The organism is Rhodocytophaga rosea, from assembly GCF_010119975.1.
GTDB classification, from domain to species: Bacteria; Bacteroidota; Bacteroidia; order Cytophagales; family 172606-1; genus Rhodocytophaga; species Rhodocytophaga rosea.
Genome location: NZ_CP048222.1, coordinates 3,176,369 through 3,201,263, shown reverse-complemented (window position 1 = coordinate 3,201,263; position 24,895 = coordinate 3,176,369). Strand labels below are relative to the sequence as shown.

General features: G+C 42.7%; 17 protein-coding genes. 12 read left to right on the top strand and 5 right to left on the bottom strand.

From position 1 onward, the window contains the following. Positions 1–8 precede the first annotated feature (8 nt). Positions 9–1,907, bottom strand: a complete 1,899-nt coding sequence (locus GXP67_RS13430; RefSeq protein ID WP_162443582.1) for a BamA/TamA family outer membrane protein — start codon at positions 1,905–1,907, stop codon at positions 9–11. A gap of 117 nt (positions 1,908–2,024) precedes the next feature. Here GXP67_RS13430 and GXP67_RS13425 point away from each other — a divergent pair, with 117 nt between their 5' ends. The 9 genes from GXP67_RS13425 (at position 2,025) to GXP67_RS13385 (ending at position 15,295) form a co-directional block, all read left to right on the top strand. Then, complete coding sequence (locus GXP67_RS13425; RefSeq protein ID WP_162443581.1) at positions 2,025–2,681, top strand: phosphoadenylyl-sulfate reductase; 657 nt, start codon at positions 2,025–2,027, stop codon at positions 2,679–2,681. 199 nt (positions 2,682–2,880) lie between these two features. After that, complete coding sequence (locus GXP67_RS13420; RefSeq protein ID WP_162443580.1) at positions 2,881–3,843, top strand: NAD-dependent epimerase/dehydratase family protein; 963 nt, start codon at positions 2,881–2,883, stop codon at positions 3,841–3,843. 364 nt (positions 3,844–4,207) lie between these two features. Further along, positions 4,208–4,924 carry a sugar isomerase domain-containing protein gene (locus GXP67_RS13415; RefSeq protein WP_162443579.1) on the top strand — a complete coding sequence of 239 codons (717 nt, stop codon included), beginning with the start codon at positions 4,208–4,210 and terminating at the stop codon, positions 4,922–4,924. 477 nt (positions 4,925–5,401) lie between these two features. After that, complete coding sequence (locus GXP67_RS13410; RefSeq protein ID WP_162443578.1) at positions 5,402–5,692, top strand: sigma factor-like helix-turn-helix DNA-binding protein; 291 nt, start codon at positions 5,402–5,404, stop codon at positions 5,690–5,692. 91 nt (positions 5,693–5,783) lie between these two features. Next, positions 5,784–9,113, top strand: a complete 3,330-nt coding sequence (locus tag GXP67_RS13405; protein WP_162443577.1) for a SusC/RagA family TonB-linked outer membrane protein — start codon at positions 5,784–5,786, stop codon at positions 9,111–9,113. Between the two features lie 43 nt (positions 9,114–9,156). Continuing rightward, positions 9,157–10,839, top strand: a complete 1,683-nt coding sequence (locus GXP67_RS13400) for a SusD/RagB family nutrient-binding outer membrane lipoprotein (RefSeq protein WP_162443576.1) — start codon at positions 9,157–9,159, stop codon at positions 10,837–10,839. A gap of 99 nt (positions 10,840–10,938) precedes the next feature. Next, positions 10,939–12,213, top strand: coding sequence for a hypothetical protein (locus tag GXP67_RS13395; protein ID WP_162443575.1), 1,275 nt, complete (start codon positions 10,939–10,941; stop codon positions 12,211–12,213). A 292-nt stretch (positions 12,214–12,505) separates the two neighbouring features. Then, on the top strand, positions 12,506–13,870 hold the full coding sequence (locus tag GXP67_RS13390; protein WP_162443574.1) for an exo-alpha-sialidase: 1,365 nt from the start codon (positions 12,506–12,508) through the stop codon (positions 13,868–13,870). Positions 13,871–14,002: 132 nt separating this feature from the next. Next, a complete protein-coding gene (locus tag GXP67_RS13385) occupies positions 14,003–15,295 on the top strand; it encodes a hypothetical protein (RefSeq protein WP_162443573.1) in 1,293 nt (430 codons plus the stop codon). Between the two features lie 171 nt (positions 15,296–15,466). Here the strand turns inward: GXP67_RS13385 and GXP67_RS13380 are convergent, their stop codons facing one another. The 3 genes from GXP67_RS13380 to GXP67_RS13370 form a co-directional block, all read right to left on the bottom strand. Then, entirely contained in the window at positions 15,467–16,030 is a 564-nt protein-coding gene (locus GXP67_RS13380; RefSeq protein WP_162443572.1) for a hypothetical protein, read from the bottom strand. Between the two features lie 24 nt (positions 16,031–16,054). After that, positions 16,055–17,218, bottom strand: coding sequence for a DNA-binding transcriptional regulator (locus GXP67_RS13375; RefSeq protein ID WP_162443571.1), 1,164 nt, complete (start codon positions 17,216–17,218; stop codon positions 16,055–16,057). A 344-nt stretch (positions 17,219–17,562) separates the two neighbouring features. Then, positions 17,563–20,190, bottom strand: coding sequence for a family 20 glycosylhydrolase (locus GXP67_RS13370; RefSeq protein ID WP_162443570.1), 2,628 nt, complete (start codon positions 20,188–20,190; stop codon positions 17,563–17,565). Between the two features lie 836 nt (positions 20,191–21,026). Here GXP67_RS13370 and GXP67_RS13365 point away from each other — a divergent pair. The 3 genes from GXP67_RS13365 (at position 21,027) to GXP67_RS13355 (ending at position 24,205) form a co-directional block, all read left to right on the top strand. Next, positions 21,027–21,329: a hypothetical protein gene (locus tag GXP67_RS13365; protein WP_162443569.1), complete on the top strand. Its 303-nt coding sequence runs from the start codon at positions 21,027–21,029 to the stop codon at positions 21,327–21,329. Between the two features lie 260 nt (positions 21,330–21,589). Next, entirely contained in the window at positions 21,590–22,567 is a 978-nt protein-coding gene (locus GXP67_RS13360) for a dihydrodipicolinate synthase family protein (RefSeq protein WP_162443568.1), read from the top strand. A gap of 138 nt (positions 22,568–22,705) precedes the next feature. Then, the gene (locus GXP67_RS13355; protein ID WP_317170134.1) at positions 22,706–24,205 is read left to right on the top strand and encodes a sodium:solute symporter family protein; all 1,500 of its coding nucleotides are present in this window, start codon (positions 22,706–22,708) and stop codon (positions 24,203–24,205) included. A gap of 132 nt (positions 24,206–24,337) precedes the next feature. Here GXP67_RS13355 and GXP67_RS13350 read toward each other — a convergent pair whose 3' ends face one another. Beyond that, positions 24,338–24,892 carry a hypothetical protein gene (locus GXP67_RS13350; protein WP_162443567.1) on the bottom strand — a complete coding sequence of 185 codons (555 nt, stop codon included), beginning with the start codon at positions 24,890–24,892 and terminating at the stop codon, positions 24,338–24,340. Positions 24,893–24,895 lie beyond the last annotated feature (3 nt).

The window sequence follows — 24,895 nt, the reverse complement described above, 5'->3', positions numbered from 1 at the left end:
GACCATGCTTATCGCCTGCCGAAGTTGACAATATCAGGCGCTTTAATGTCAAAATCGCTGAGCCGTATGCTGGGTATACCTGAGAATTGGGTACGGAAAATGGCATTATTGCCCGGAATATTCGGATAGAAGCCCAGGCGGATCTGGAAAGTATTAAATGTCAGGTTCTCATTTCTGAACCGGAACCCAATGCCATACCCCTGAAATAAACTGCCCGCAAATAAGTTAGTTCCCGATGGTGTGATAAAACCCAGATCGCCATAAGCAAAGGTAGCCATCTGAAAACCAAGGAGGTTAATAGGCGTAAAAAACACAGTTTCCAGGTTGAGAACCACACTTTTAGCCCCTCTCAATGCATTGCTTCCTATTCCTCTTATGCCATTATTGCTGCTGATATCAATAAACTCTGTATCGAAACGGCCGATGCCTTTGGTATAGCGCAAATTCACAAACTGCCGCAGACGCCAGGTACGCAGCATCAGCAGCCGGCTAAAATAATTTGCCTCAAAGCGTAGTACCCCTTGTTCCCATTTTCTGTTCCGTATAAAGCTGCCAGCATCAATAGTAGTAACCAGGTAGCCGAAATTATTAAAAAATTTCCCCCTGGAAAACTTCATGCCGGCATAGAAACGGTTCCCGAATTCATTCCTTTCTGTACCGGCAGTTACAGACACCAGCATTCCATAGGGCACATCTTCCGTACGTCCAAATCCATAGATCAACACATCCCGGAAATAATTCCGGTTAGAAATGCCAATGCTTGCCAGTACCAGCATCCGGTTCCAGTACAGTTGATTGGTATCCGGTCGTACCTCCGGACGTTCATTATAATCAGTGCTGGTGATTCTGCCGGCTACTATAAGTCTGGAACGCTCCCGGAAAGAGGCACTTCCTTTTTTGATCTGGAAAGACCGGCCCAGCCATACATCGGCAAGGGTATAGGCAAACGGAAACCGGATAATAGCTGTATCTGAACCAAAGGGAATGATATCCCGGAGCAAACGGGTATTACTCACTTCAAGTCCACCGGCATATTTAGTAGTAGGTGTAAGGAAATCCCGCCGGAGCTTTAGGCCATAAATATTCTGGTTCCATTCATTTATATAGCTCAGTTCTCCGGTAATGAAGGTTTTACCGATAAAAGGCACCCGGTACAAACCCCTATACCCCCAGCCCCTTTCCGGATCGGAGTTGTAGGAGACTCCATTCTGAAACTCATGCCCAAACCCAAAAATATTCCGGTCGTCCAGTTTTATGCTTCCCCCTTTCAATCCTGACAAACCCACATTACCCGAAATAGACCAGGTGTCCTGGGTAAGTACAAGTATATCTACAGTATCTTTATTTTCAATACGGGGTAATACAAAAATACGGGCATCCAGGATGAAAGGTAATTGCTGGCGGAGGATACGTTCGTTATTGCTGATTTCCGATGAATTAAGTTGATCACCTTTTGTAAACAATAAGCTTTTGCGTATTACATAATTGCGTGTTGAAACGTGTACTGAATTTCCTGCCCGTTCAAACCAGTTACTGGCTCTCCGGAGGGTATCAGTTACTCTGGCACCAAACGGATCGAGGGTTTGAATATCGATCTGACCAATGATTTTGCCATTATACCGCCGGTACCGGTCTTCCATCTTAGATACCGTCCGGGAAGTAATATTCTGATAAGGTTCCCGGAATAGCAGCCGGTACAATTCTCTGGTTACTTTCGTTTTGGAGAAAGTCCGCTTGAGCTTTTCATAAAAAAATCTGGAAGAATCCGCTTCATTGATTTGCTTTTCTATGGATTCTATCAGCTCATTGTCTCCAACCACCATGGCATTCCTGGTGGTATCCTGTATGGTACGTATCGTATCTCCCCGTACCTGTGCCTGAGTCCAGGTAGCTGTACTTCCTAACACCAGTATGACGCATACTATCTGCTTACAACAATTAAAGGGAATTCTAATGAACCACACGGACAATTAAATTGTACTTTATATATATTTGCTTTTTTACACCAAACCCAAACACTTACTTTGGAAGCTTCACTCATCCGCCAATATATTGAAGGGTATCAGGAAAAAGGCTTGCGGCTTTTCTCCACTTCTTCTTTTCAAACGCATAGCATTGTATTGCTGCACATTCTGAGCCGTATCGACCGCTCTATTCCTATTTACTTTATTAATACAGGCTTTCATTTTCCTGAAACGATTGTGTACCGTGACCAGATCACAGAACTCCTGGGTTTAAATTTAATTGATTTACATTCGGGTACCTCTAAACATTTACAAAAAGATGCTGCCGGTAAATTACTCTTTACTTCTGATCCTGATTTTTGCTGCCATCTTAACAAAGTCCAGCCTCTCGATAACGTATTAGCTGAGTACGATGTTTGGATTAATGGCGTACGTGCTGACCAGAGTGCTGTACGTAAACAAATGAAAATTGAGCAACCCGCTCCTCACGGAACCTTGCGATTTCATCCCATGCTCGACTGGAACAGCAAAATGATCTGGCAATATATCAAAGAACATAATATTCCCCGTCATCCGCTAGAAGCACAGGGCTATTCCAGTATCGGCTGTGAACCCTGTACCCGCAAATTTGATGCAGAAATGCTTGAACGGGAAGGCCGATGGTATGGCTTGCAAAAAACAGAATGTGGCTTACATACCGAATTAATTAATAAATAGCTTACTTGCAGTCTTTAGTCTCTGGTCGTTCGTCTTTAGGTAAATTAATTTTACAGGTTGCCAGCATTTTCTTACAAATGATGCATCTCCATTCCATTTTTATGCATAAAATGGGCGCAATCTTATAAACGGATTTATTTAAATATAGAGACTGCCAGAAACTAAAGACCAGAGACCAACTACTAAAGACTTTTTTACTATGAATGTACTCATTACCGGAGGTGCCGGCTATATCGGAACAGAACTGGTACGCCATCTGGTATCATTACCTGAAGTAGATTATATCGTGGTATACGATAATTTGAGCCGGAGCAATTATAATTTATTTATCGGTAATCAGCTGGATACGCATAAGATCCGGTTTGTAATGGGCGATCTGCTTGATTCACGCAAACTCAGGAAAAACCTCAAAGGCATAGATGTAGTGTATCATCTGGCGGCTAAAGTTACTACCCCTTTTGATAATACAGATTCGCATTTTTATGAGCAGGTAAATCACTGGGGTACAGCCGAACTGGTATATGCGGTAGAAGAAAGTAATATTGCCAAGTTTATTTTTACCAGTAGCTCTTCGGTATATGGTTCGTCGGAGGAATTGCTCAATGAAGAAAGTACGCCTAATCCGGAGACGTTTTATGGGGTTTCTAAATTCCGGGGCGAATCGCATGTGAACCGCCTGTTCGATAAAATGAATGCACTTACCCTGCGTTGCGGCAATGTATATGGCTATAGCCCCAGCATGCGGTTCGATACCGTAATTAACCGCTTTATGTTTGATGCCAACTTTAATAACCGCCTCTCTATTCATGGCAATGGTAAACAAACCCGCTCTTTTATCCATATCGACAAACTGGTAAGTGCGTTGGGGCAATTGCTTACCCAGGATGTTCCGGCAGGTATATACAACCTTACTGACAAAAATATACAGGTGCTCGACCTGATAGATGTGTTCAAAGAAATTTTCCCATCTCTGGAATTTATCTTTATCAACCAGCACCTGAGCATGAAAGAAATCAGAATCAGTCCGGAAACAAAATTACACCAATATATTCAGCTTCCAGATTCCAATCTGAAACAGGAGTTAATTAATTTCAAAGAGAGATTTGCCTTTAGTTCTGCCGATGCCGCTTTACAGGACAAAGGATATGGACAGGGAATTTAAGGTTTATAGAGCTTAAACATAACAGCCATAAATTATTGTATATCATTAACGAAGGATAGTAAACCTACAAATTTTACATTGATAGTAGACAAAGAAAGAGTGCGGCTGGTGGTGCAGCAATAGCGCGGACTTTTTTGGCCTGTGGGTAAGCCGGAGGGTGTGTGATGATTTTATCTGGCGCGAAAAAAGTCTCTATTGGTGCTGCCACAACTACGTTGGTTTGCTTAGGCTCTCGCCTCACAAATGTTTTGTTACTTTTATTTTGAGCAAGCAAAATAAAAGTAAGACGGCGTATGGAGTCAAGAAAATATTAAATTCGAAGCACACTTATTCACAACCTGTAACCCCAACTTTACACAAGACTATGCTGGAATACGCCCAAAAATCCATAGAACAAATACAAAAAATAACAGCCACTCAAACTGAAAACATACAAAAGGCAGCCTATTTATTTGCTGAGGCCATAATTCAGGATAAGATCATTCATACCTTCGGAACCGGGCATTCCCAGATGATTGGGTTGGAACTGTTTACCAGAGCCAGTGGGCTGGCCAATGTGAATACTATTATGGACGATCTGGTTGTATCAGTAAGTGGTGCCAGAAGAGGCGCTGCAATTGAACGGGTAAGTGGATTATCAGACATTTTATGGGAAAAATATGCCATTCAGCCAGGTGATATTATGGTCGTGATCTCGAATTCTGGCCGGAATGCCATGCCCATTGAAATGGCCATGCGGGCAAGAAAAGAAGGCATTCCCGTGATAGCCATTACTTCTCTGGAGCAATCCCGGCAATATCCTTCCAGGCATGATTCCGGCAAAAAGCTATATGAACTGGCAAACCTGGTAATTGATAATTGTGTTCCCTCCGGCGATGGCCTGATGCGTATTGATGGTTCGCTGGCGGGTCCGGCATCTTCGTTATCGGGTATTTTTATTGTGAACGCCATCGCTACCGAAGCCATGAAAATAGTTGCCAGCAAAGGTTGTAAACTACCTGTCTACTTTAGCCAGAATATTGATGGGTATAGTAATGAAGAACTGTATCTGCGCTACGAGAACAGAATCAAACATTTATAAAATTTTACCCTTTTCGGCAACAAAAAACAGGGATTATTGTTTCTATACAAACGCATAAATTCGCAATCAACCAAGAGATTTCAATTCTGCTGTATGCCCAGTTGCGGATGTTGTTTTTCTATAGTAACGCTCAATAATTTCTATCTCCTCTCCTTACATAGCAATATTCCCGCAGATATACCATCAGTTTGCGCAAAATCTGTATAGGTTAACGTAAAAAGCGCATATCACCCAGTGCAGAATCCCTAAATTTAATTCATCGACAAGTCGTGTGTGGGAGATGTAATACGCTTCTATAGCAGTAAAATGATATAATTGAGTCTGATGATGGCTGCTATATCAGCAGTAAGCGCTTTTGCAGTCATTTTCTGTCAACTATCACAACCTTTATCAACACATATTGGGCAATCCTGCCAGACTGCCAGCACCAAATTCAGGCTGATTTATCATTTTTTAAGTTTCTATAACAGTATAGCCATGAACGAATCTGACCATTCCTTGATAGATTTATTACAAAAAGGCGATTACCAGGCATTCAGCGAACTATTAACGCTTCCGGATGAATACAGTGGATTTTCTCTGGAAACGGTAATGCAACTATTGCCTCCCAGACGAGGCAGGATTATTCCTTTAATTATAGAACAAGGCAAAAGCCATAAAGAAGTAGCCAGAGAAATGGATATTTCTGTAAGTACTGTAAAAAACCAGATGCTGCAGGCAAAAAAATACCTGCAGCATACGATCAATCCAGCAGCTATGGATCGATAAGGTTCAAGATTCCTTATTGATCCAGGCTTCACTTCAACAAAGTCAACTCTTTTTATACGTTTACCATCGTTCACTTTTAACCACTATCCCTATGAATGTGAAAAATTACCAGAAAAAGAGCTTGCTCAGGTACCTGGGCTCGCTTTTTATTGCTGTTCTGCTGACTAGTACTGTGTGGGCCGGTCAGGCTGATCTTACCGTAACCGGGCGGGTTACTTCCGAAGACGGAAGTGAAGCCCTTCCAGGTGTGAATGTTTTACTGAAAGGGACGAATTCTGGTACCATTACCGGCATCAATGGTGAATACTCTATTGTTGTTCCGGATAGAGAGGCCGTACTGATTTTCTCCTATGTAGGCTATAATAGCACAGAAGAGGTCGTTAACGGAAGAACGGTTATTAATGTCTCCTTATCGCCCAGCGTAGGCAATTTGAATGAAGTAGTTGTAACAGCTTTGGGTATTCAGCGGGAACAAAAGTCACTGGGATATTCGGTAGGAAAAGTAGAAGGCGCTTCTATTACCAAAGTTGCCCAGGAAAATGTACTTAATGGCATGGCAGCAAAAATACCAGGTGTTACCATCAACCAGACCAGTGGGGTAGGTTCTTCCATTAGTGTGGTGATCAGGGGCGCTAAATCCTTATCCAGTGATAACCAGCCGCTGTTTGTAATTGATGGCGTACCTGTAGCCAATGGACTCAACAACTTCCGGGTGATGGGCGACCGCAATGAGGTAGATTATGGCAATGCGATTACGGACCTGAATCCGGATGATATTGAAAGTGTATCGGTATTGAAAGGACCTAGCGCCGCTGCTTTATATGGTTCCAGGGCAGGTAATGGGGTAATCCTGATTACTATGAAAAAAGGCAAAAGAGGACAGCCGCTCGGAATTACTTTTTCTACCAGCAACGTGTTTGAAAAACCCGTGGAGTACCTGGATTTTCATTATAACTATGCCAATGGCGAGAGAAATAATACCTTCGATGAAGGTTCCGCCTACTGGGCAGGTCCACAATTGAATGCAGGCAATATGGAACCACAATGGAATAGTCCGCTGGATGCAAACGGCAACAAAATACCTACAGAACTCAGGTCGTACAAGGATAATATGAAAAATTTCCTTCAGACCGGGATCACCTCTACCAACAATATAGCCCTTACTGGTTCAACAGAAAAAGCCACCTTCCGGCTTTCGCTGAATAATATGATCAATAAAGGGTTGATTCCTAATTCTGATCTGTATAGAAATGCCATATCTACCGCCACTACCTATGATATTACCAAGAATATCCGGCTGAATGCCAACCTGAATTTTGCCCGGTCCAACTCCAATAGCCGGCCTTCTACAGGTAACCGGGGGGCAAATCCTGTGGAGGCCGTTTATTTCTGGCCACAGGTAAATGTAAATGACCTGAAAGACTACTGGGTGCCTGGGGGAGAACAAATTCAGCAGCGTACACCCCATCCTTCTTTCGACAATCCGTATTTCCTGGCACATGCGCTTACCAATGGTTTTGTCCGCGACCGGGTATATGGAAATTTAAAACTGGACTGGAATTTTACCCCGGAACTTTCTGCTTTTGCCAGGGTATCACATGATTTTTATATTGAAAACCGGGAAACCAAAATACCCCAAAGCTACAGCCGGGTAAGAGGCGGAGGGTATCACCTGCAAGATGTTTCCCGCAACGAAACCAATGCAGACTTTCTTCTTACCTACAAGAAAACCATAAGCAGTATTGACCTGAGTGTTTCCGGAGGCGGTAATTATATGAAGCAGAATTACCGGGATATGTATACTGGCAGCTTAAACAGCAACCAGGTACTGATTGTGCCGGGCTTATACCGCTTATCCAATATTCCGGCAGACAAATTAACGACCGGTAATTTTACAAATGAGAAAGCTATTTATAGCCTTTATGGAATGACTTCTATCGGCTTTAAAGACATGCTGTATCTGGATCTGACCGCCCGTAATGACTGGTCAAGTACTTTGCCGCCTGCCAACCGTTCGTATTTTTATCCTTCCGCTTCACTCAGCTGGCTGGCCAATTATACATTTGGTCTGCCACAGGCTATATCCTTACTTAAGTTCCGGGCTGGCTGGGCGCAGGTAGGGAATGATACGCAACCCTATCAATTGCAAAATACCCTACAAACCGGTGCCTGGGGAAACCTGATCACGACTGGTGTACCAGCTTCCCTGCTCAATGCACAGTTAAAACCTGAAATTGCTACTTCACAGGAAATAGGGATGGATTTGAATCTGTTTAACAATCGGGTTCGGTTTGAAGGAACCTACTATTACATGACCAATAAAAATCAGATCCTGAGTATTTCGTCTCCGTCTTCTTCAGGCTATACCAGCCGCATGGTAAATGCAGGTTTATTAGCAAGCCGGGGATGGGAACTTAGCCTGGGTGGAACGCCTATCCGGAACAGCAATGGATGGAACCTGGAACTGAATGTAAACTTTACCAGAAACCGCACAACAGTAGAAGAATTAGCCGACGGTCTGGAGTTTGTTACCTTATGGGATGATAATGGCGGCGGCTCTTTCACCAGAGTGGGTGAAGAAATAGGCAATCTATACAGCAGAGGTTATGCGACTGTAAAAGACCCCAATTCTCCCTATTACCGCTGGCCCATTCTGGATCAAAATGGCGAATGGATTGCCGTAAACGACCGTGATGCCAGAGAGAAAGTAGGAAATTTTAACCCGGATTTTTTGATGGGCATGCAAGCTACGCTTTCTTACAAACGCTTTACGCTGAGTGCCAGCTTCGACTGGAGGGCAGGCGGTGAGTTTCAATCCTATACCTATCGTTATGGAGAATCTGACTGGAAATCGCAACGGCAAATTGATAACCTGATCGCTGGTGGACTTTATTCAGAACAGGAATTGATCGCTCTGCTGAAATCTGATCCGGATAAATACATTATTCCGCAAAACGGCAACTTCCCCAGAGTAGGAGGCTATACCCAGGAAACTGGCGGATTCCAGGTAGATGATGGTTATGATGGTGCTTTTATTCCTGGTGTGGTTGAAGTAGCCGATGGCGTATATGAAGAACATCTGGGAGGTGCTAATACCAATATCTATCCGATCTCCAATATGTATCCCTGGAGCTTTAACAAACAGATTACCTTCGATGCCTCTTTTATTAAACTCAGAGAAATTTCGTTGAGCTATGACATTCCAAGATTCCTGGGCTTACGCAATGCCAACATCTCGGTGTTCAGCCGCAATATTATGCTATGGACAGCGGCTAAAATTGGGATAGATCCGGAACGGGCTTTTCAGGTTACCGGTGGTGCACAAGGCAATACGGTGAATGGATTCAGGCAAGGGATAGAGTTACAGAACGTAATGCCCTGGACGATTCCTTTTGGATTTAAGCTGAATTTGAGCTTCTAGGCACTTCTATTAAAGTAATGCTTTCACATTAACTCTTTTACTCATGAATTTCTTCAAACTCATATATAAATCCGCCCTGATCGTTTCGCTGGTGGTGATTTCCTCCTGTAAGGATCAGCTGACGGAGATGAATGAAAATCCGAATGGCATTGATCCAACTACGGCAAATCCTAATTTACTCATGCCTACGGTAATGACTGGCGCAGCTATGAGTTACCTGGATCTGGGTTTTGGCGATATTGCCGGGGTCATGCAGCATACCCAGAAATCCGGCTGGTACAGCGGCCACAATACCTACGACTGGACTCCCCAGGACTGGTCTGGCTGGTATGGACTGCTGAGAAGCAACAATTTAATGTATGACCGGGCCGTAACCATGAATCTTAAATTCCACCAGGGAGTCGCCTTAACCATGAATTCATTCATATTTGGGGTGATAACCGATTTGTGGGGCGATGCGCCATATACCAATGCAGTGAAAGGTAATCTGGGCGGAGGCGAATTTGCAACGCCGGCTTTTGATAGCCAGGAAGTGATTTATACCGGCATTATCAATGACCTGAAAACGGCTTCAGAACTGTTTGCTAGCGGAGATGAAACCGGAGTGCTCTCTAACTATGATGTATACTATGGAGGAGATACGGAAAAGTGGCAGAAGTTTACCAATTCCTTGTTGTTGCGCTATTATATGCGTATTTCTGATAAAATGCCTGACGTAGCCAAAGCTGGTATAGAGGGTATTTATTCTTCCGGTGTGTATATAAGTTCTGCTGACGAAGATGCCGCCATGAGTTATATCGGTGCCAGTACCAATAATGCATGGCCTGGTACAGTCGGCGGCGATGGCTCCGATATCCGGAACCGCAAACCGGCTAATCCATTATTAAGTAAACTTCTGACCAATCAAGATCCAAGATTAACTGTATGGTTTGCGCCAGTACGTGTCCGCTGGGTAGCTGATCCTGCCTTACCTACGGCTGTAGATGAATTTATCCGCAAAGATGGCGTGATTCAACAAGGGGTAGCATCTATCACCGATGAGCAATTCCAAAAAGCACCGGGCAATTATACCCGTCATTATAATCCTACACTGTATAATGGCAATTTAGATGCTGGCGAATATGTAGGCATGCCAGTAGGAATTTTGTTGCCAGATGCTTACAATGGTAATCCAACAACAGGCCAAGTATTACAAAATCAGCATGTATCCCAGCTAGCTGATATTTACCGGAAAGGCAGTGGCGATCTGTTAAAAGCCAGGCTTACCTCTGCTGCTGAAACGCATTTTATACTGGCAGAAGCTGCTTTGAAAGGCTGGTCTGTGGGCAATGCAGCCGATCATTATAATGCCGGCATTCAAAACTCTCTGGCAACCTGGCAGGTAGAAGATGAATATGAAGCCTATATAGCCCAGCCAGATGTAGCCTATAATGGCACACTAGCGCAGATTATGGAGCAAAAATGGATTGCCAGCTGGACAGCCGCTACCGAATCCTGGTTTGATTTCAGAAGAACCGGTTATCCAGCCTTAACACCAGGACCAGCTTCTCCTGAGAATGTATTGCCAGTACGCTTTATTTATGGAGATAGTGAAATGCTGTTGAATGCAAAAAATTCTCAAAACGCCATCAATAATTTGCAGATTACGCCACATTCAGGATTAAGGGGCAGCAATAGCCAGTGGTCTAAACCCTGGATTATTGCTGGAACCAACAAGCCCTGGTAATTCCTGTACTATTTTACTACATTCATTGGAAGAGGTGGAAAATATCTCCACCTTTTCTGTTATTCAGACTTATTGTAAAAATATTGAATGAATCAAGCCATGAGAAAAGCTTGTATGATAGTCTGTATATTGCTAATGGCTGTGGCCATACAGGCTTATGCACAACAATTTAAAGCAGGAGCAGCCCTCAGGGTGATTACCCCTGATCCCTTGCTGCCGGTATCCGGCGGAGTAAGTACACCTAAGCCAGCCCACACAAAAAAAGGCGACTTGTATATCAGAGCGCTGGTACTGGAAAATGGAAGCACGCGTATTGCCATTGTTTCTATTGATAACCTGGGCTGGCCTGCTGTATTGGGCGACCGTTCAAGGGCACTGATCAAAGATATTCCGGCTGAAAATATCCTCATTGGTGCAACCCATACCCATAGTGCCCCCGATGCCTATGCTTTCCCGGATGAGACTGGAAAATCTCTGGCCGACATGGCTTATCTGGACTGGTGTGTAACACAGGTAGCCGATGCCGTAAACGATGCGGTTAAAAGATTACAGCCAGCCTCACTCAAAATTGCCGTTGGAGAGGCCAAAGGAAAAATCGCCTATAATGCTTATGCAGACCAATTATATGATCCCCGTTGTAGCGTATTACAGGCAGTAGCCAGTTCTGGAAAAGACAAGGGAAAAGCCATTGCGACGCTTATCGATTATGCCGTTCATCCGGAAGTGATTGGCGCAGACAGAGGCATACTTAGCCCTGATCTTTGCGGACCTTTGTATGACCGGATTGAAGCAAAAGGCGGAGGAATGGCCTTGTTCATGAATGGCGCACAAGGTGGTATGGTTACGGCGGATGTCCGCTTGGGAAATGGCAAAGAAGCCAATACCTGGGAAGAATGTATCCGAATTGGAGAACTACTGGCAGACGAAGCCTTACGTATCATTCAGGAAGCACCTCTTCAGGAAAATCCTCCGATATCCTGTTTTTCTCGGACAGTTGAATTTCCAGTAGATTCGCCGATGATGCGCTATATCATTACCAAATCACCTCTGAAATATAAAATGGCCAAAGAAAATGTAGTGGCAACCAGGCTTAATCTGCTCAACATTGGCACTGCCCAGATACTCACCATTCCCGGAGAAGCTTTACCCAATATTGGCTATTACCTGAAACGGAATATGCGGACCACTCACCCTTTCCTGTTCGGACTAACCAATGATGCCTTTGGATACATCCTGACTAAAGTAGATTTTAATAGCTTCAAAAGATATGAATATATTAGCCGCACCAGCCTGGGCGAAATGACCGGAGAAATATATATCAACGAAGCATTGCAATGGCTGAAAGACAGCCCGGCACCCCTGGCAGAAAAGTAATAGTATTGGTTGTTCGTTGCTAATTGTTGGTTGATTTTATCCTCAAAATTATGGGTAGCAAGAAATACTATAATCAAGCTGCAAGTGGGAATCACAACAAAAATTAAACAAATATTCCATGCGCGGGAGGATAAATGAAAAGCGGGGTGAGCATGAGCTATAAGCGAGGAAGCGTTTTTCATTTTGCCCTTTTGTTTTGTTACTTTTATTTTGGGCATGCAAAATAAAAGTAAAGACGGCGTAAATCATAAATAATCTCATTGCTCATACAAAACTTGGCTATTAACCTATAATGACTTACCGGATTTTTATCACTTTATTTTTGGGCATATTGCTTTCCTGCCAGAACAAGAAAGAAACGCATCAAGCCGCAGATTCCTTGCAAACCAATATCATTTTTCCGCTGCAAACAGAACATGTACATGGACCTACCATTGTAGAACTTCCCAATGGCGATTTATTATCAGCCTGGTTTCAAGGTTCTGGCGAACGCTGGGCAGATGATGTACGCATTATGGGTGCCAGGTTAAATAAAGGAGATACTGCCTGGTCGGCTCCCTTTTTGATGGCTGATGTGCCGGACTTTCCGGATATTAACCCCATGTTATTTATGGATAAACAGCAACGTTTGTGGCTCATGTGGTATCCGGTAATTGCCAATCAGTGGGAAACCTCTATTCCTATGTACCGCATCAGCACCAATTATCAGGCTGCTGGCGCTCCCCAATGGGACTGGCAGGACGTTTTATTTGTAAAACCAGGCGATAAAACGGAAAGAGGTATACAAGCCAATGACCGCTTTGTACATGCCGTGCATCAGCAGTTAGATAGCTATGAAAGCTATTTGAAAGAAACTTTATTGCCACAAATTCCTGACAGTATGAAAACACCTCTACTAGCTGAATGGGAGGGATACAAAGTCAAGATGGATAGTCTGGCGACAGGTAAAAACATGATCAGAAGTGGTCGTGTTGAAGAAAATGGTCAAACGATTACCAGGGAATTAGGCTACCCTTTATCTATCCGCATGGGCTGGCAGACGAAAAATAAACCCTTTATTCTTCAAAACCGCCTGATTGTGCCTTTGTATTCCGATGGCCTGGATTGTTCCCTATTTGCCTTATCAGACGATTGGGGTAAAACCTGGCAATTCAGCAATCCGGTAATGGGTGGAGCAGGTATTCAGCCTACAATTGCTGTCACGAAAGATAGTACGCTGGTTGCCTACTTACGTGATAATGGACCACTTCCTAAGCGGATGCAGCGCACAGAATCCAAAGACAAAGGCCTCACCTGGACCATTGCTAAAGATGACCTGCTACCTAATCCTGGTGCCGGATTTGATATGGTGACTTTACAGGACGGTAGCTGGCTAATGGTGTATAACCATACTGAAAAAGGCAGGCATAACCTGGAACTGGCACTTTCGGCAGATGACGGAAAAACATGGCAATGGCGGAGAAGCCTGGAGAATGATACCAGAGCCAGCCAGACTACTGCCAGCCATTATCCGGCTATTATTCAGGGAACGGATGGAAGAATTCATGTGGTATATAGCTATCACCATAACGATAGGGAAGGACAGCCTCATAAAACCATCAAATATGCCAGTTTGCCTGCTGATTGGGTAAAGGAGCAGCCGGCAGTGAAAAAATAACTTTAAATCGTGTGTAGGGTATTCGTTGTTAGTTGTTGGTATTGTACTATATATCAGATGTATACTTTGATTAAAATACATACTGACCATTTCAATTCAATAAAATTTCTCTGTTCAAGCTTCATGCATTTCATGAGAGACAAACATGTATACTTAAGTTGTTTGATTTCCGGTTTAACGCTGGGTACGGCATGGGCTGTCAGGGGTAAATTCGGCCATGAACAGGGAGCCGCCTGGGCTGGCGGTATAGGCGCATTAGTTATTCTCTTACTGGCTAAACGTGCCGACTGGTATGCCAACGTGTTTAAAATTACCTGGGTAGCGGCTTTTGGATGGGGAGTAGGAGGGATCATCAGTTATGGTAGGGTAGTAGGATTTGGACGTGCCGATGACTTTATCAATGTGTATTATGGATTGCTCATGCTATTTCTGATCGGAGGCTTGTACGGATTTTTGGGTGGTGGATTGTTTGGTTTGGCCCTGGCAGATTCCGAAAAAAACAAAGTAACATGGCATTCACTGGTGGTAGAAATGACAGTTGGCGCACTAATTACCTATGGCCTGTTAATTAACCAGCTGGAATGGCTGATGACTCCACCCAGGTCAGAGTTATGGGCAGCCTGCCTGGGAATGGCGATTGCGTTAGGATGGTATCTGTTGCGGAATCAGCAATCTGCTGCCTGGCGGGTGGCTTTATATTCCGGTTTGGGGGCAGGTTTTGGATTTGCCTTCGGAAATTTTCTACAGGTACTTGGTACAGTTTCGGGGATAGCCTTTAACTTCTGGAATGTAATGGAATATGCGATCGGATTTTTTGGCGGAATAGGTATGGCTTATGGTACTTTCACTGCCAGCTGGCCTGTATCGGAAATTCCATCAAAACAAAACAGAGTTCTGATTCCCTTCCTGCTGGTATTTGTGTTTATTCCATTTGTGGTCTGGGAGCAATCATTTACCCAGCAAAAGCTGCAGGAGATTTTCCTTAAGTATAGCACTGTAGACTTTGTTTGGCTAATCCAATGTGTAGCACTTGCTTCGATTATAGGAATGGCAGGCTATCTGTTATATGTCATTTATCTGAAAACATCCGGTTTTATCTCTTACTCATCTGTTAGAACTGTTTTTATCTGGTATTTTGGAGTTTACATATTCTTGAGTTTTCTCATTACCGGTACGCCTTTTCATACGCAGTTGCCTGAACAATACTTGTATCTTGTAAACCTGGGCATTGTTCTGTTTGGTCTGTCCAAATTACAACCTGGCTTGGTAGTTCAAGCCCCACCAAGTCATGCGCAACGATGGGTAGTTAGCAGCTTGTGTATCATGGCTATACTTGCCGTACTTGCTTTTATTGCAATTCATTCGCATGGGGAGTTACCTGGAAGCCAGAAACGTTTTGGTGAAAAATCAGTAGTGATGGATTAGCAAGAAAGTATTAAGCTACTCAGAAAGCCTAATTATTGTTTTGGCTATTAATGGATGTAATACCAGTTTCATTGAGCATTCAACATACTAACACATGCCTATTTTGCTATTATAAGGTATGTATTAGAAATTAATAGGTTGGCGTTCTCAATGCGAAATTAGGTTCGGTGATTAATCTTTTAAACCTTTTTTCTGATTTACTAATTCTTTAGCTAAGGCATAATCCCATTGACTAATTTCAAATGGAGGTTTACCTTCAAAATACGAATCATAATTGATTTCAAACCCATATGCCTGTAATAATTGCCACATACTATCCATACCACCAAAAGGAAATGCCCAGAAATCGAGATACAAAATAGCATTCCCTTCCCCTTTGTCTTCCAATTCTACCAAGTAATAGTCACAGTTGAAAATAGCAGTGATAACTGATTCAAACTCCCAAGGACCGGGTGGAATAAGTTTTAAACTTCTTGTACGTATTTCTGGGGTAGTTAACTCCCATAATTTCTGATATATCCTTCCTTCTTCACTTCGAAAGTCAAAAGCATGGCTAAAGCATTCTTTGGCTTTTTCAGTTAAAAACTGCTCCCAATCTACATCTTCATAATTTTTGGCTTCATTAGCAGAAAGATTCTTATACTCTTGCATGTTAGTAAACAATTTTCTGAAGCTCTCAAAGGAAACCTTATCTGTATAAGTAAACTCAACATAGTCGTAGTTATTTTTCATCATTTATTTTGAAAATTCCTAAGTTATTTACTTGCTAATGAGGTAATTCTTGCGGTACTCTACCGGCGTAAGGCCTTTGATCTGTTTAAACTGGCGGGCGATATTTTTACTGTCGTTCAAACCTAAGTCCAGGGCAATTTCAAAAATGGTCATATCGGTTTCCAGCAGTTTCTGGGTGAATTTTTCTATGCGCAGATTGTAGATGTACTCGTATACCGGATAGCCGGTAATTTGCAAAAACCGTTTTTCCAGTGACCGCCTCGATAAAGGGACTTCCTTTAATACCTGCTCCACTTTCAGGTTTTTGTCTATATTCTGATGAATGTATTTGAGGGCACTTACAATGTATTTATCGTTGGTGGCATAAATATCTGTAGACTGCCGGGTAATCACCTGGGTGGGCTTCACTACAATATCATATGGATTAAAATCTCTGTTAGTGATCATATATTCGATCAGCCTGGCCGCTTCATATCCTCCTTTTTCGGCATCCAGGCTGATACTGGACAAAGGAGGATCAGAAATACAGCAGAGCGTTTCATCATTATCTACGCCTAATACCGCTACATCTTCCGGAATGCGTATGCCAGCATGGCGGCAAGCTTCACTGATGTGATGACCCTGGTTATCGTCACAAGTCATTAAAGCAATAGGTTTGGGCAGCGATTTTAGCCATCTGCTTAAGGCTGAAGGTTTATAATACCATAATCCCATAGCAGTAGCCTCCTCTGGTTCAAAATAATGAACCTTATAGCCACCCTCCTGTACTTCGGCTTCAAATCCTTCAGCCCTCTCCCGGGACCATACAATATTCTGGAAACCATAAAACGCAAAATTTTTAAATCCTTTTTTGAGAAAGTATTCAGCACCTTTCCGGCCGGTTTCCTGATAGGCGCCAGTGATATTAGGAATTCCTTCAAAACGCTCCTGTAGATCTTGCGCAATAACTGCAATGCCAGCTTCTGTAAATTTTCCTACTTCCGAATGATTATAAAACTGGCCGATAATTCCATGTGCACCCCAGTCTTTCGCCCACAACAATATACCCTCTATACCAATGGTTTCCCTGTAGAAAGGCGGCATGCGGCAAAAAGCCCAGGGGCCATGATCTACTGAATAACGGGTAATGCCCCGAAGCAGGCATTTAAAATATTCTTCTGCAAAGTCACTGAGTAAAATTATCTTAATCATAGCTTTATAAGTAGCAGCAAGTAATGAGTACAGCGTATTAAGAAGAGCCACCTATTAATTTATAGCAAACAAACTATAGATAGCTAAAAGAGAGAGCCATTTTATACTGGCTTCCGGCAAAAGCTAAATAAAAATTACTTTTTTCCGGCTACGTATTTTGCGTATTAGATGCCTCAATATACGCAAGCAAAACCACATGTGAAAGTGTGATGTATCTTTTCTCAAGGTGCATCAGTCAGGAATATTGTTCCATGAAAGGCTACCTGGTTTGAAATAAATAATGACTCCCAAGCAAGTAAATTAGGACTTTACTTGTGTGAGAGTAGCAGATAAAGCCTTTATTATTATAGCGCTTCACCTTCACCTGGTTTTACTATAGCAGTACGGCTCGATTTTCCTGCAGCATCAAAGCATTTCAGCATCACCGGGCCAGATACCTGTACCGGAGCTGTGTATTGCGGAGAATTTTTATCGGGCTCTTTACCATCGGTAGTATAGCGAATGATAAGTCCTGGAAATTCTGTATTGGCTTGCAGCATGCCGTTGGCAATAATGGCTCCTGGTAAAGGAATGCGGTAGTTATAACCACCGTTGAGGCGGCTCAGCCTGGGAAGTTCTTGTTGCGCTAAAGTATTGGCAAAGATATTCCAGCCTTTATTAAGGGCAACTTCTCTTTGTTCCTTATTGTCTATGGTTTCCCAGACTCTTTGTGGTGACCAGGCACTTTCGGCAAATCCCATCAGCTTAGGCAACATATAGTATTCCAGCATCTCCCGCCCTTTAATTGTTTCTGACCACATTTGCGCTTCTACACCCAAGATATTTTTCCTCGCTTCCGGTTTCAATCGTTCTTTGCCTTCAAATTCACTGGCTTTAATTTCGCGGCCTAAGGAAGTTTTTAGGGTAGTTTTAAACATATCGTACGGGGCGAAAGTCCAGGTATTGCGGGTATCTACAAAACCGGCCCAGTATAAACCAGGCTCTTGCGGATCTTTGTTGTAGGACATGTCAAAATAAAAGTTAGTTACATTGCACAGCACTACCTTATAGCCAGCATTCGCCAGGCGGTAACCCAGGTCATAATCAAATATGTTGTTCCAGATATAAGGCACTACATTTTTACCAGCAAAAGCCGGGTTAGGTATGTATTTTCCCTCCGCATTTTTGAGCAAAGCAACTTCCTCCCACCCATGGATCTGCAGATTCCGCTTTTCCAGCCTTGGCAATAATCTGCCGAAGAAATAAGCCTGCAGATTTTTAGGATCTTTTATTTCTGGTTGTTTGGCCATCAGTTCACTCGCCATCGGTGATTTGGTCCAGGAACCTTCCGGTACTTCATCGCCACCAGTATGAAATACATCCATTGTCAGACCAGCTTCCTGATACATGGCGGCGATTTCATCCACTACTTTTTCATAAAAACGGTAAGTAGATTCTCTAGCTACACTTACCACATTATCTTTATAGCCCTGGGCCGACAGATACTCTGATTTGTCATCCGGATCAATCAGGCGGTATTCTTCTGCTTCTTCTTTTTTGCCTTCTTTCATGAGGCGTTCATACCTGGCTTCCATGGCCTTAATAGCTGCCCTGGCATGTCCCGGAAAATTTACTTCGGGTATTACTTTAATGTGCCGTTCATTGGCATATTTAAGAATATCTATAAAATCCTGACGTGTATAATAGCCGCTGCCATGCTTGCCCTTTTCTTTGGCCACGGGCCCGGAACCATAGGAGGGGTGAAGAACAGGTGTTTCTTTTCCGGTAGTATGCTGCCGCTGTGCGCCAACTTCTGTTAGTTCTGGCAATCCTTTAATTTCAACCCGCCAGCCTTCATCTTCGGTGGTGTAGAACAAAAAGCGGTTGATCTTATAAAAAGACAGTATATCCAGGGTGCGGAGAATCGTTTCTTTGGTCTGGAAATTACGGCCTACATCCAGGTGCAATCCCCGAAATTCAAACCGGGGGGCATCTTCAATGGTGAGATATGGCAGCGAAAAAGACACTACAGTACCACTAGGTCTATTGTATACACTGTAAGGAACTAAGGCTTTTAAACTCTGGATTCCATAGAATACACCGGCTGGGTCGCTGCCAGTAATAGTAATCCCTTCTGCTGAAATACTGAGCCTATATGCTTCCTTACTTATGCCGTTTACTTTAACTTGTCCGAGTTGCAGACGGATGGGCTTGCCACTTCCTTTTTCAGTACTAAAAGACATGGCAGTTAGCTCATCCATGCTTTTGCCCAGATACGTAGCTTCATTTTCTAACTCTTTTCCAGCCTCAACAGACATACTTCCGCTTACTTCCAGTTCTCCCTTACCTAATTTCAGACTAACAGGCGAAGGCACAATTTTCTGTAATTGATCAGCTGGGATCTGGCTCATTGCCTGGTTATTTTTATACCGCAAGGCTGCTGTAGGGATAGGTTCTACATCCTCTTTATTGCGGTTCATTTGCTCAGGTCTGGTAAAAGGCGTTACCTGATAGTCAGCGATCTGGGTAATTTTTTCTTCAGCTCCCTTTTCGTCGTACCAAACTACATACAGCCCCAGCGGTCCATCAATTTCTTTAATCATTCCTTCTTTTCCCCAATAGGTGACATCGACAGATTTACCTGATTCCAGAGAAAAATTAGCTTCAGGAATCATTTTATACCAGTCGCCATTGATGTGTTGCACAGTAGCTGGTTGAGGCGTTTTATTCGGCTGAATAGGCCTGGGAGACATACTGAAAAACAGAGCCCATTTATTACCTGTAAGTGTAATATTGCTATTATTGGTGAGGGTAAACTTTGCTTCAAATACATTATCCTCTCCGGCCAGATTACTGACCTGTTCCCAGCGGACAGCTAGCTTGTCATAAGTAGAGGCTTCTGAGGTAGTATTGTTTTCTGAATTGCCTGGCTTGCAACTATACAGGAGTAGAAATGCCAGAACGACCAGTAAAGAAAAAATAGATGACTTCATGGATATGAGAAGGTTTGGGTATGTTTCTTTCCAAATGTAATGACTGGTTTGTGAAAAAAATACTGTTTTTGAGCGAGTAAAAATATTTTTTATAGCAATAGTACTTTCTGCAGGAAACGCAGTATTTGAAAAAGCAAAAGCTAGTGTGAAGTACTAATTTAAACCAGTGATGCTGTCTTACTTTTCTTTTGCTTGTCCAAAAGAGGGCAAACATGCGAATGTTTGAGCCAGCTTGTGTGACAGTAACAAAAGAAAAGGACCACACCAACAAAGCCGCTTTTACGCTTGGAATGGCTACTCTCACAAACAACTTTGTTGGCAATCTTCGCATTCTCATGCTCGATTGTGGCTTACGCACAGGCCAAACCCGGCCACACTATTGCTGCGCCCCTGCCCGCAAAAGAATATATATTAAACAATCCTATAGTATACCTCCAATCTCATGTTAAATTAATTATTCAGGATATATGAGCTTACATATTTTAAGTACAAGATTTTTTTATATGCTCTATTCAGTAAATTCTTAGTTCTGAATATCGAATATTTAAAATAAAACAACATTCCATGCGAGGTGGCCCGAAAAAACAGCGGGCAACGTGTAAGCCTTGAGCGGGGAAGCATGGCAACTACGTTGGTTCTCTTCGGCTCTCGCCTCGAGAATTCTTGACTTTTCTTCGCTTACTTTCTTTGTGTCAAGACAAAGAAAGTAAGGACGGCGTAAGAGATAAAAGGAAATGAATTAATGAATAACTATCTGACTATGATTAATTAAAAATAGTTAGTGGTTTTTGGTTTTGATCAAATACCAAATACTAGCATCTTTCCACTAAAAGTTTATGACAAATCCAGTACAAGAATTGCAGTCAGTAAAACTTCAAGAAACGCACCCATCCGGCAGATTAATTTCACTGGATGCCATGCGGGGCTTTACCATTGCCGCGATGATTCTGGTAAATTTTCCGGGAAGCGAATATATTTTTGAACTACCTGAACATGACGCATGGCACGGGCTTACTCCTACTGATCTTTCCGTTTTTCCTGTTTATAGTCGGGGTTTCGATTGTTCTGGCATTCTAAACGTCTGGAAGATAGTGTGCCAACAGGAGATTTGTATAAAAAGATTATTTTCCGTTCGCTGAAAATTTTTGCCGTAGGTGTCTGGCTTGTTCTTTCCTGTTTTTATATACACGGCCAAAAAAACAGGCATGGATTGGAGCTATTATTCTCATTGCCTACCGGCTATTCATGACAATGCCCTTATCAGTTGTTCTGACCTATGGCTCCTTTCGTGCTTTGAGGAAATATTTACGGAAAAAGGCGTTTTTTCCTGAAGTTTTACAATTAAATTGTCAAACTATCAATTTTTACTTTTTAATCTCAGTAATTGTTTATTTCACCCATGATGAAATCATTCTCCCCACTACCTGAAGGGCTATGGCCTGTGATGTTAACGCCTTTACAGGAAAATAATTCCTTAGATCTGAGCGGTTTGCAGGAACTCACTAATATGTACCTGAATGCCGGAGTGAATGGATTATTTACCAATTGTTTGTCTTCGGAAATGTACCAGCTGACGGAGGAAGAAAGGCTGACTATTACCCGTACCGTAGTGAAACAAAGTAATGGCAGGGTACCGGTTGTGGCTACTGGCACGTTCAGTTCGAATACGCAGAAAAACACCGAATTTATCAGGAAAATATATGATACCGGCGCTTCTGCGGTAATATTGATTACTGGCATACTGGCAGGAATTGAAGAGCCGGAAGATGTTTTGAAAAAACGAATAGAGGAAATCATGCAGCAGACTAGCGATATTCCGCTGGGTTTGTATGAGTGTCCGGTTCCTTACAAACGCCTGGTAAGTCCTCAGTTGATGAAATGGCTGGCAGATTCCGGCCGGTTTGTTTATCACAAAGATACCAGTTGTAATACCGGAGCGATGGAGAAAAAAATGCAGGCGGTGCAGGGAAGTATATTTGGATTATACAATGCAGATACACCTACAGCCCTGGATTCTCTGGAGATGGGAGCCAGAGGTATTTCACCAATTTCTGCTAATTTTTATCCCGAACTGTTTACCTATCTGCTCCAGAAGTTCCGCACTTCCGGCCGTACTCCAGAACTCAATCAGTTGTATGATATGCTGGTGGTGATGGATAGGCTGGTCCATACATTTTATCCGTATTCAGCCAAGTTATTCCTGCAAAAGAGAGGATTGAAAATTACAGCCACCTCACGTATTTCTACTGAAGCCATGACTCAGGCAGATAAATTGCGGTTTGATGCCTTGTTTAATATGTTTCAGTCTCTGGCCAGTACCCATGAGATTGAGCTGGTGGTAAGCCGGAAATCCGTTGGTGAATTACTGAATGAGTGATTTACAGACTTATAGAAGGTCAGAATAGAAAGCATACATTTTGTAATTCTCTCCATCAGTAATTCAGTAATTTCTCTCCCGAACATTATCGTAGACTTTTTACCCTCTCTACTCACCACTTAATACTATATCACTACCTTGAATACACTGGATCTGATTGTTTTTCTGGTATACATGCTGGGCATCACCTTGTTTGGAAGCTCATTTTACAGCAAGAATAAATCATCTGAAGCTTTTACCCTGGGTAACAACAACTTGCCGGCCTGGGTGGTGGGCATGTCTATCTTTGCTACGTTTGTGAGCAGCATCAGTTTTATTGCCTTGCCCGGAAATGCCTTTCAAAGCAACTGGAATGCCTTTGTATTCAGTTTGTCTTTGCCGGTGGCTTCCTATATGGCGGTTAAATTTTTTGTGCCGCTCTACCGGAAAATCAACAGCCCATCTGCTTATACCTATCTCGAATACCGTTTTGGTCCCTGGGCACGTATCTATGTTTCGTCCTGCTACCTGCTTACCCAGATCATGCGGATCGGGACTATTTTATACCTGCTTGCCCTTCCGGTAAATCTGATGTTCGGATGGGATATAACTACTGTAATTATCATCACAGGCATTGCAGTTATGTTGTATTCGCTGCTGGGTGGCATTCAGGGAGTCATCTGGACAGATGCTATCCAGGGTATTGTTCTTATTTCGGGCGCTTTATTCTGTCTGGGATATATTTTATTCACCATACCGGGTGGCCCTGCACAGGTTTTCTCTATTGCCACCCAGTACAATAAATTCAGCCTGGGCAGTTTTAGTCTGAGCCTTTCGGAACCCACCTTCTGGGTAGTATTGATTTATGGCATATTTATAAACCTGCAGAATTATGGCATCGACCAGAATTATGTACAACGATACATGGCTTCCAGAACTGAGCAAGAGGCAAAAAGGGCAACTTTTTTTGGGGGGATGTTATACATTCCGGTTTCCCTATTGTTTTTTATGATTGGCACAGCCCTGTTCTCTTATTACACAGCCATGCCTGAGGCATTACCGTCAACGTTGCAGGCAGCCGATAAAAGCGACCAGGTTTTCCCTTATTTCATTGTGAATAACCTGCCTCCTGGTTTTACTGGGTTATTGATTGCTGCCATTTTTGCTGCCGGTATGAGTACCATTTCAACTGGCATCAATAGTTCAGCTACGGTAGTGCTGATAGATTATTATCAACGGTTTAAAAAGAGCAAGGCTACAGACAAACAGTCGCTCCGGGTACTTTATCTGACCTCCCTGCTGGTAAGTATATTGGGAATTGGAATTGGCATTGCCCTGATAGACGTAAAAAGTGCCCTGGATGCCTGGTGGAAACTGGCCTCCATTTTTAGTGGGGGCATGCTGGGTTTATTTCTACTGGCAGCTTTCGTGAAACAGATTCATAAGCTGGGAGCCATTGCCGGAGTAATAGCCGGTATTCTGGTAATTTTGTGGCTCAGCCTTTCTCCGGTATTGTTTGCCGATGGTCCACTACAATCCTTAGCGAGCCCTTTGCATGGCTACCTCACTATTGTGATCGGTACTATAGTTATTTTTCTGATAGGTTTTCTGGCCTCTGTTGCTGCCGGAAAAAGTCAGAAAAAGAAAGTAGAAGTATAAATTGGTTATTAGTAGATTAAATTGAGTGCCGCAAAATGTTGTGACGATAATATTTGGTTATTGAGCCAAGCGCTCTTGTAACTGAAGCTTTGTGGTCAGGCAAGCTCAGTTATCGAGTTAACTAATTATTATTTAGTCTGTTATTAGCCATTTATCTTGATAAGGATTATAATAAGCAGTATTTCCATAATAGGAAAGAAACTTTAACTCATATTCCTGATTATTCTCTGTTAGTTTATACCAATATTGGGTGCCCAAGTTTGATCTTGTAGGTAGGTCTTCCTTTAAGCGTTCTTCCAATTCAGCTAAAGTGAAAGGATATACCCCAAACCGTTTCTTATAGAGCGACAAACTATTAGTAATGCGTTTGGCCTTCTGTAAAGAACTTTCAATTTGCCAGCTTCTAATTGGATTGGCAATTATCCATATAAGAAGTAATTGCAAAAACGAAATCCGAAAGTACAACTTTAATTGCCCTTGGTACCTTTTATCGATTTCTTCTGTAGCCAATACCCCAATCAGAAGAACTACAAGTAATCCAAGTACATAATAAGTCACACTACTATAATATTCCCAAACGAATGAGAATAACCAAACGTAACCAATTAGAAAAATAAGTGAAAACAAGCCATAAACTGTTAACACCTCTTTGCTCGGCCTTAATAATATATTAATGAAATGTTTCATTTT

Bases quoted from the DNA above. Each gene is read 5' to 3' on its own strand.
- GXP67_RS13360 (WP_162443568.1), top strand. From the start codon at position 21,590: ATGATGAAATCATTCTCCCCACTACCTGAAGGGCTATGGCCTGTGATG.
- GXP67_RS13410 (WP_162443578.1), top strand. From the start codon at position 5,402: ATGAACGAATCTGACCATTCCTTGATAGATTTATTACAAAAAGGCGAT.
- GXP67_RS13365 (WP_162443569.1), top strand. From the start codon at position 21,027: ATGACAAATCCAGTACAAGAATTGCAGTCAGTAAAACTTCAAGAAACG.
- GXP67_RS13405 (WP_162443577.1), top strand. From the start codon at position 5,784: ATGAATGTGAAAAATTACCAGAAAAAGAGCTTGCTCAGGTACCTGGGC.
- GXP67_RS13415 (WP_162443579.1), top strand. From the start codon at position 4,208: ATGCTGGAATACGCCCAAAAATCCATAGAACAAATACAAAAAATAACA.
- GXP67_RS13395 (WP_162443575.1), top strand. From the start codon at position 10,939: ATGAGAAAAGCTTGTATGATAGTCTGTATATTGCTAATGGCTGTGGCC.
- GXP67_RS13420 (WP_162443580.1), top strand. From the start codon at position 2,881: ATGAATGTACTCATTACCGGAGGTGCCGGCTATATCGGAACAGAACTG.
- GXP67_RS13385 (WP_162443573.1), top strand. From the start codon at position 14,003: ATGAGAGACAAACATGTATACTTAAGTTGTTTGATTTCCGGTTTAACG.
- GXP67_RS13400 (WP_162443576.1), top strand. From the start codon at position 9,157: ATGAATTTCTTCAAACTCATATATAAATCCGCCCTGATCGTTTCGCTG.
- GXP67_RS13380 (WP_162443572.1), bottom strand. From the start codon at position 16,030: ATGATGAAAAATAACTACGACTATGTTGAGTTTACTTATACAGATAAG.
- GXP67_RS13350 (WP_162443567.1), bottom strand. From the start codon at position 24,892: ATGAAACATTTCATTAATATATTATTAAGGCCGAGCAAAGAGGTGTTA.
- GXP67_RS13375 (WP_162443571.1), bottom strand. From the start codon at position 17,218: ATGATTAAGATAATTTTACTCAGTGACTTTGCAGAAGAATATTTTAAA.
- GXP67_RS13370 (WP_162443570.1), bottom strand. From the start codon at position 20,190: ATGAAGTCATCTATTTTTTCTTTACTGGTCGTTCTGGCATTTCTACTC.
- GXP67_RS13390 (WP_162443574.1), top strand. From the start codon at position 12,506: ATGACTTACCGGATTTTTATCACTTTATTTTTGGGCATATTGCTTTCC.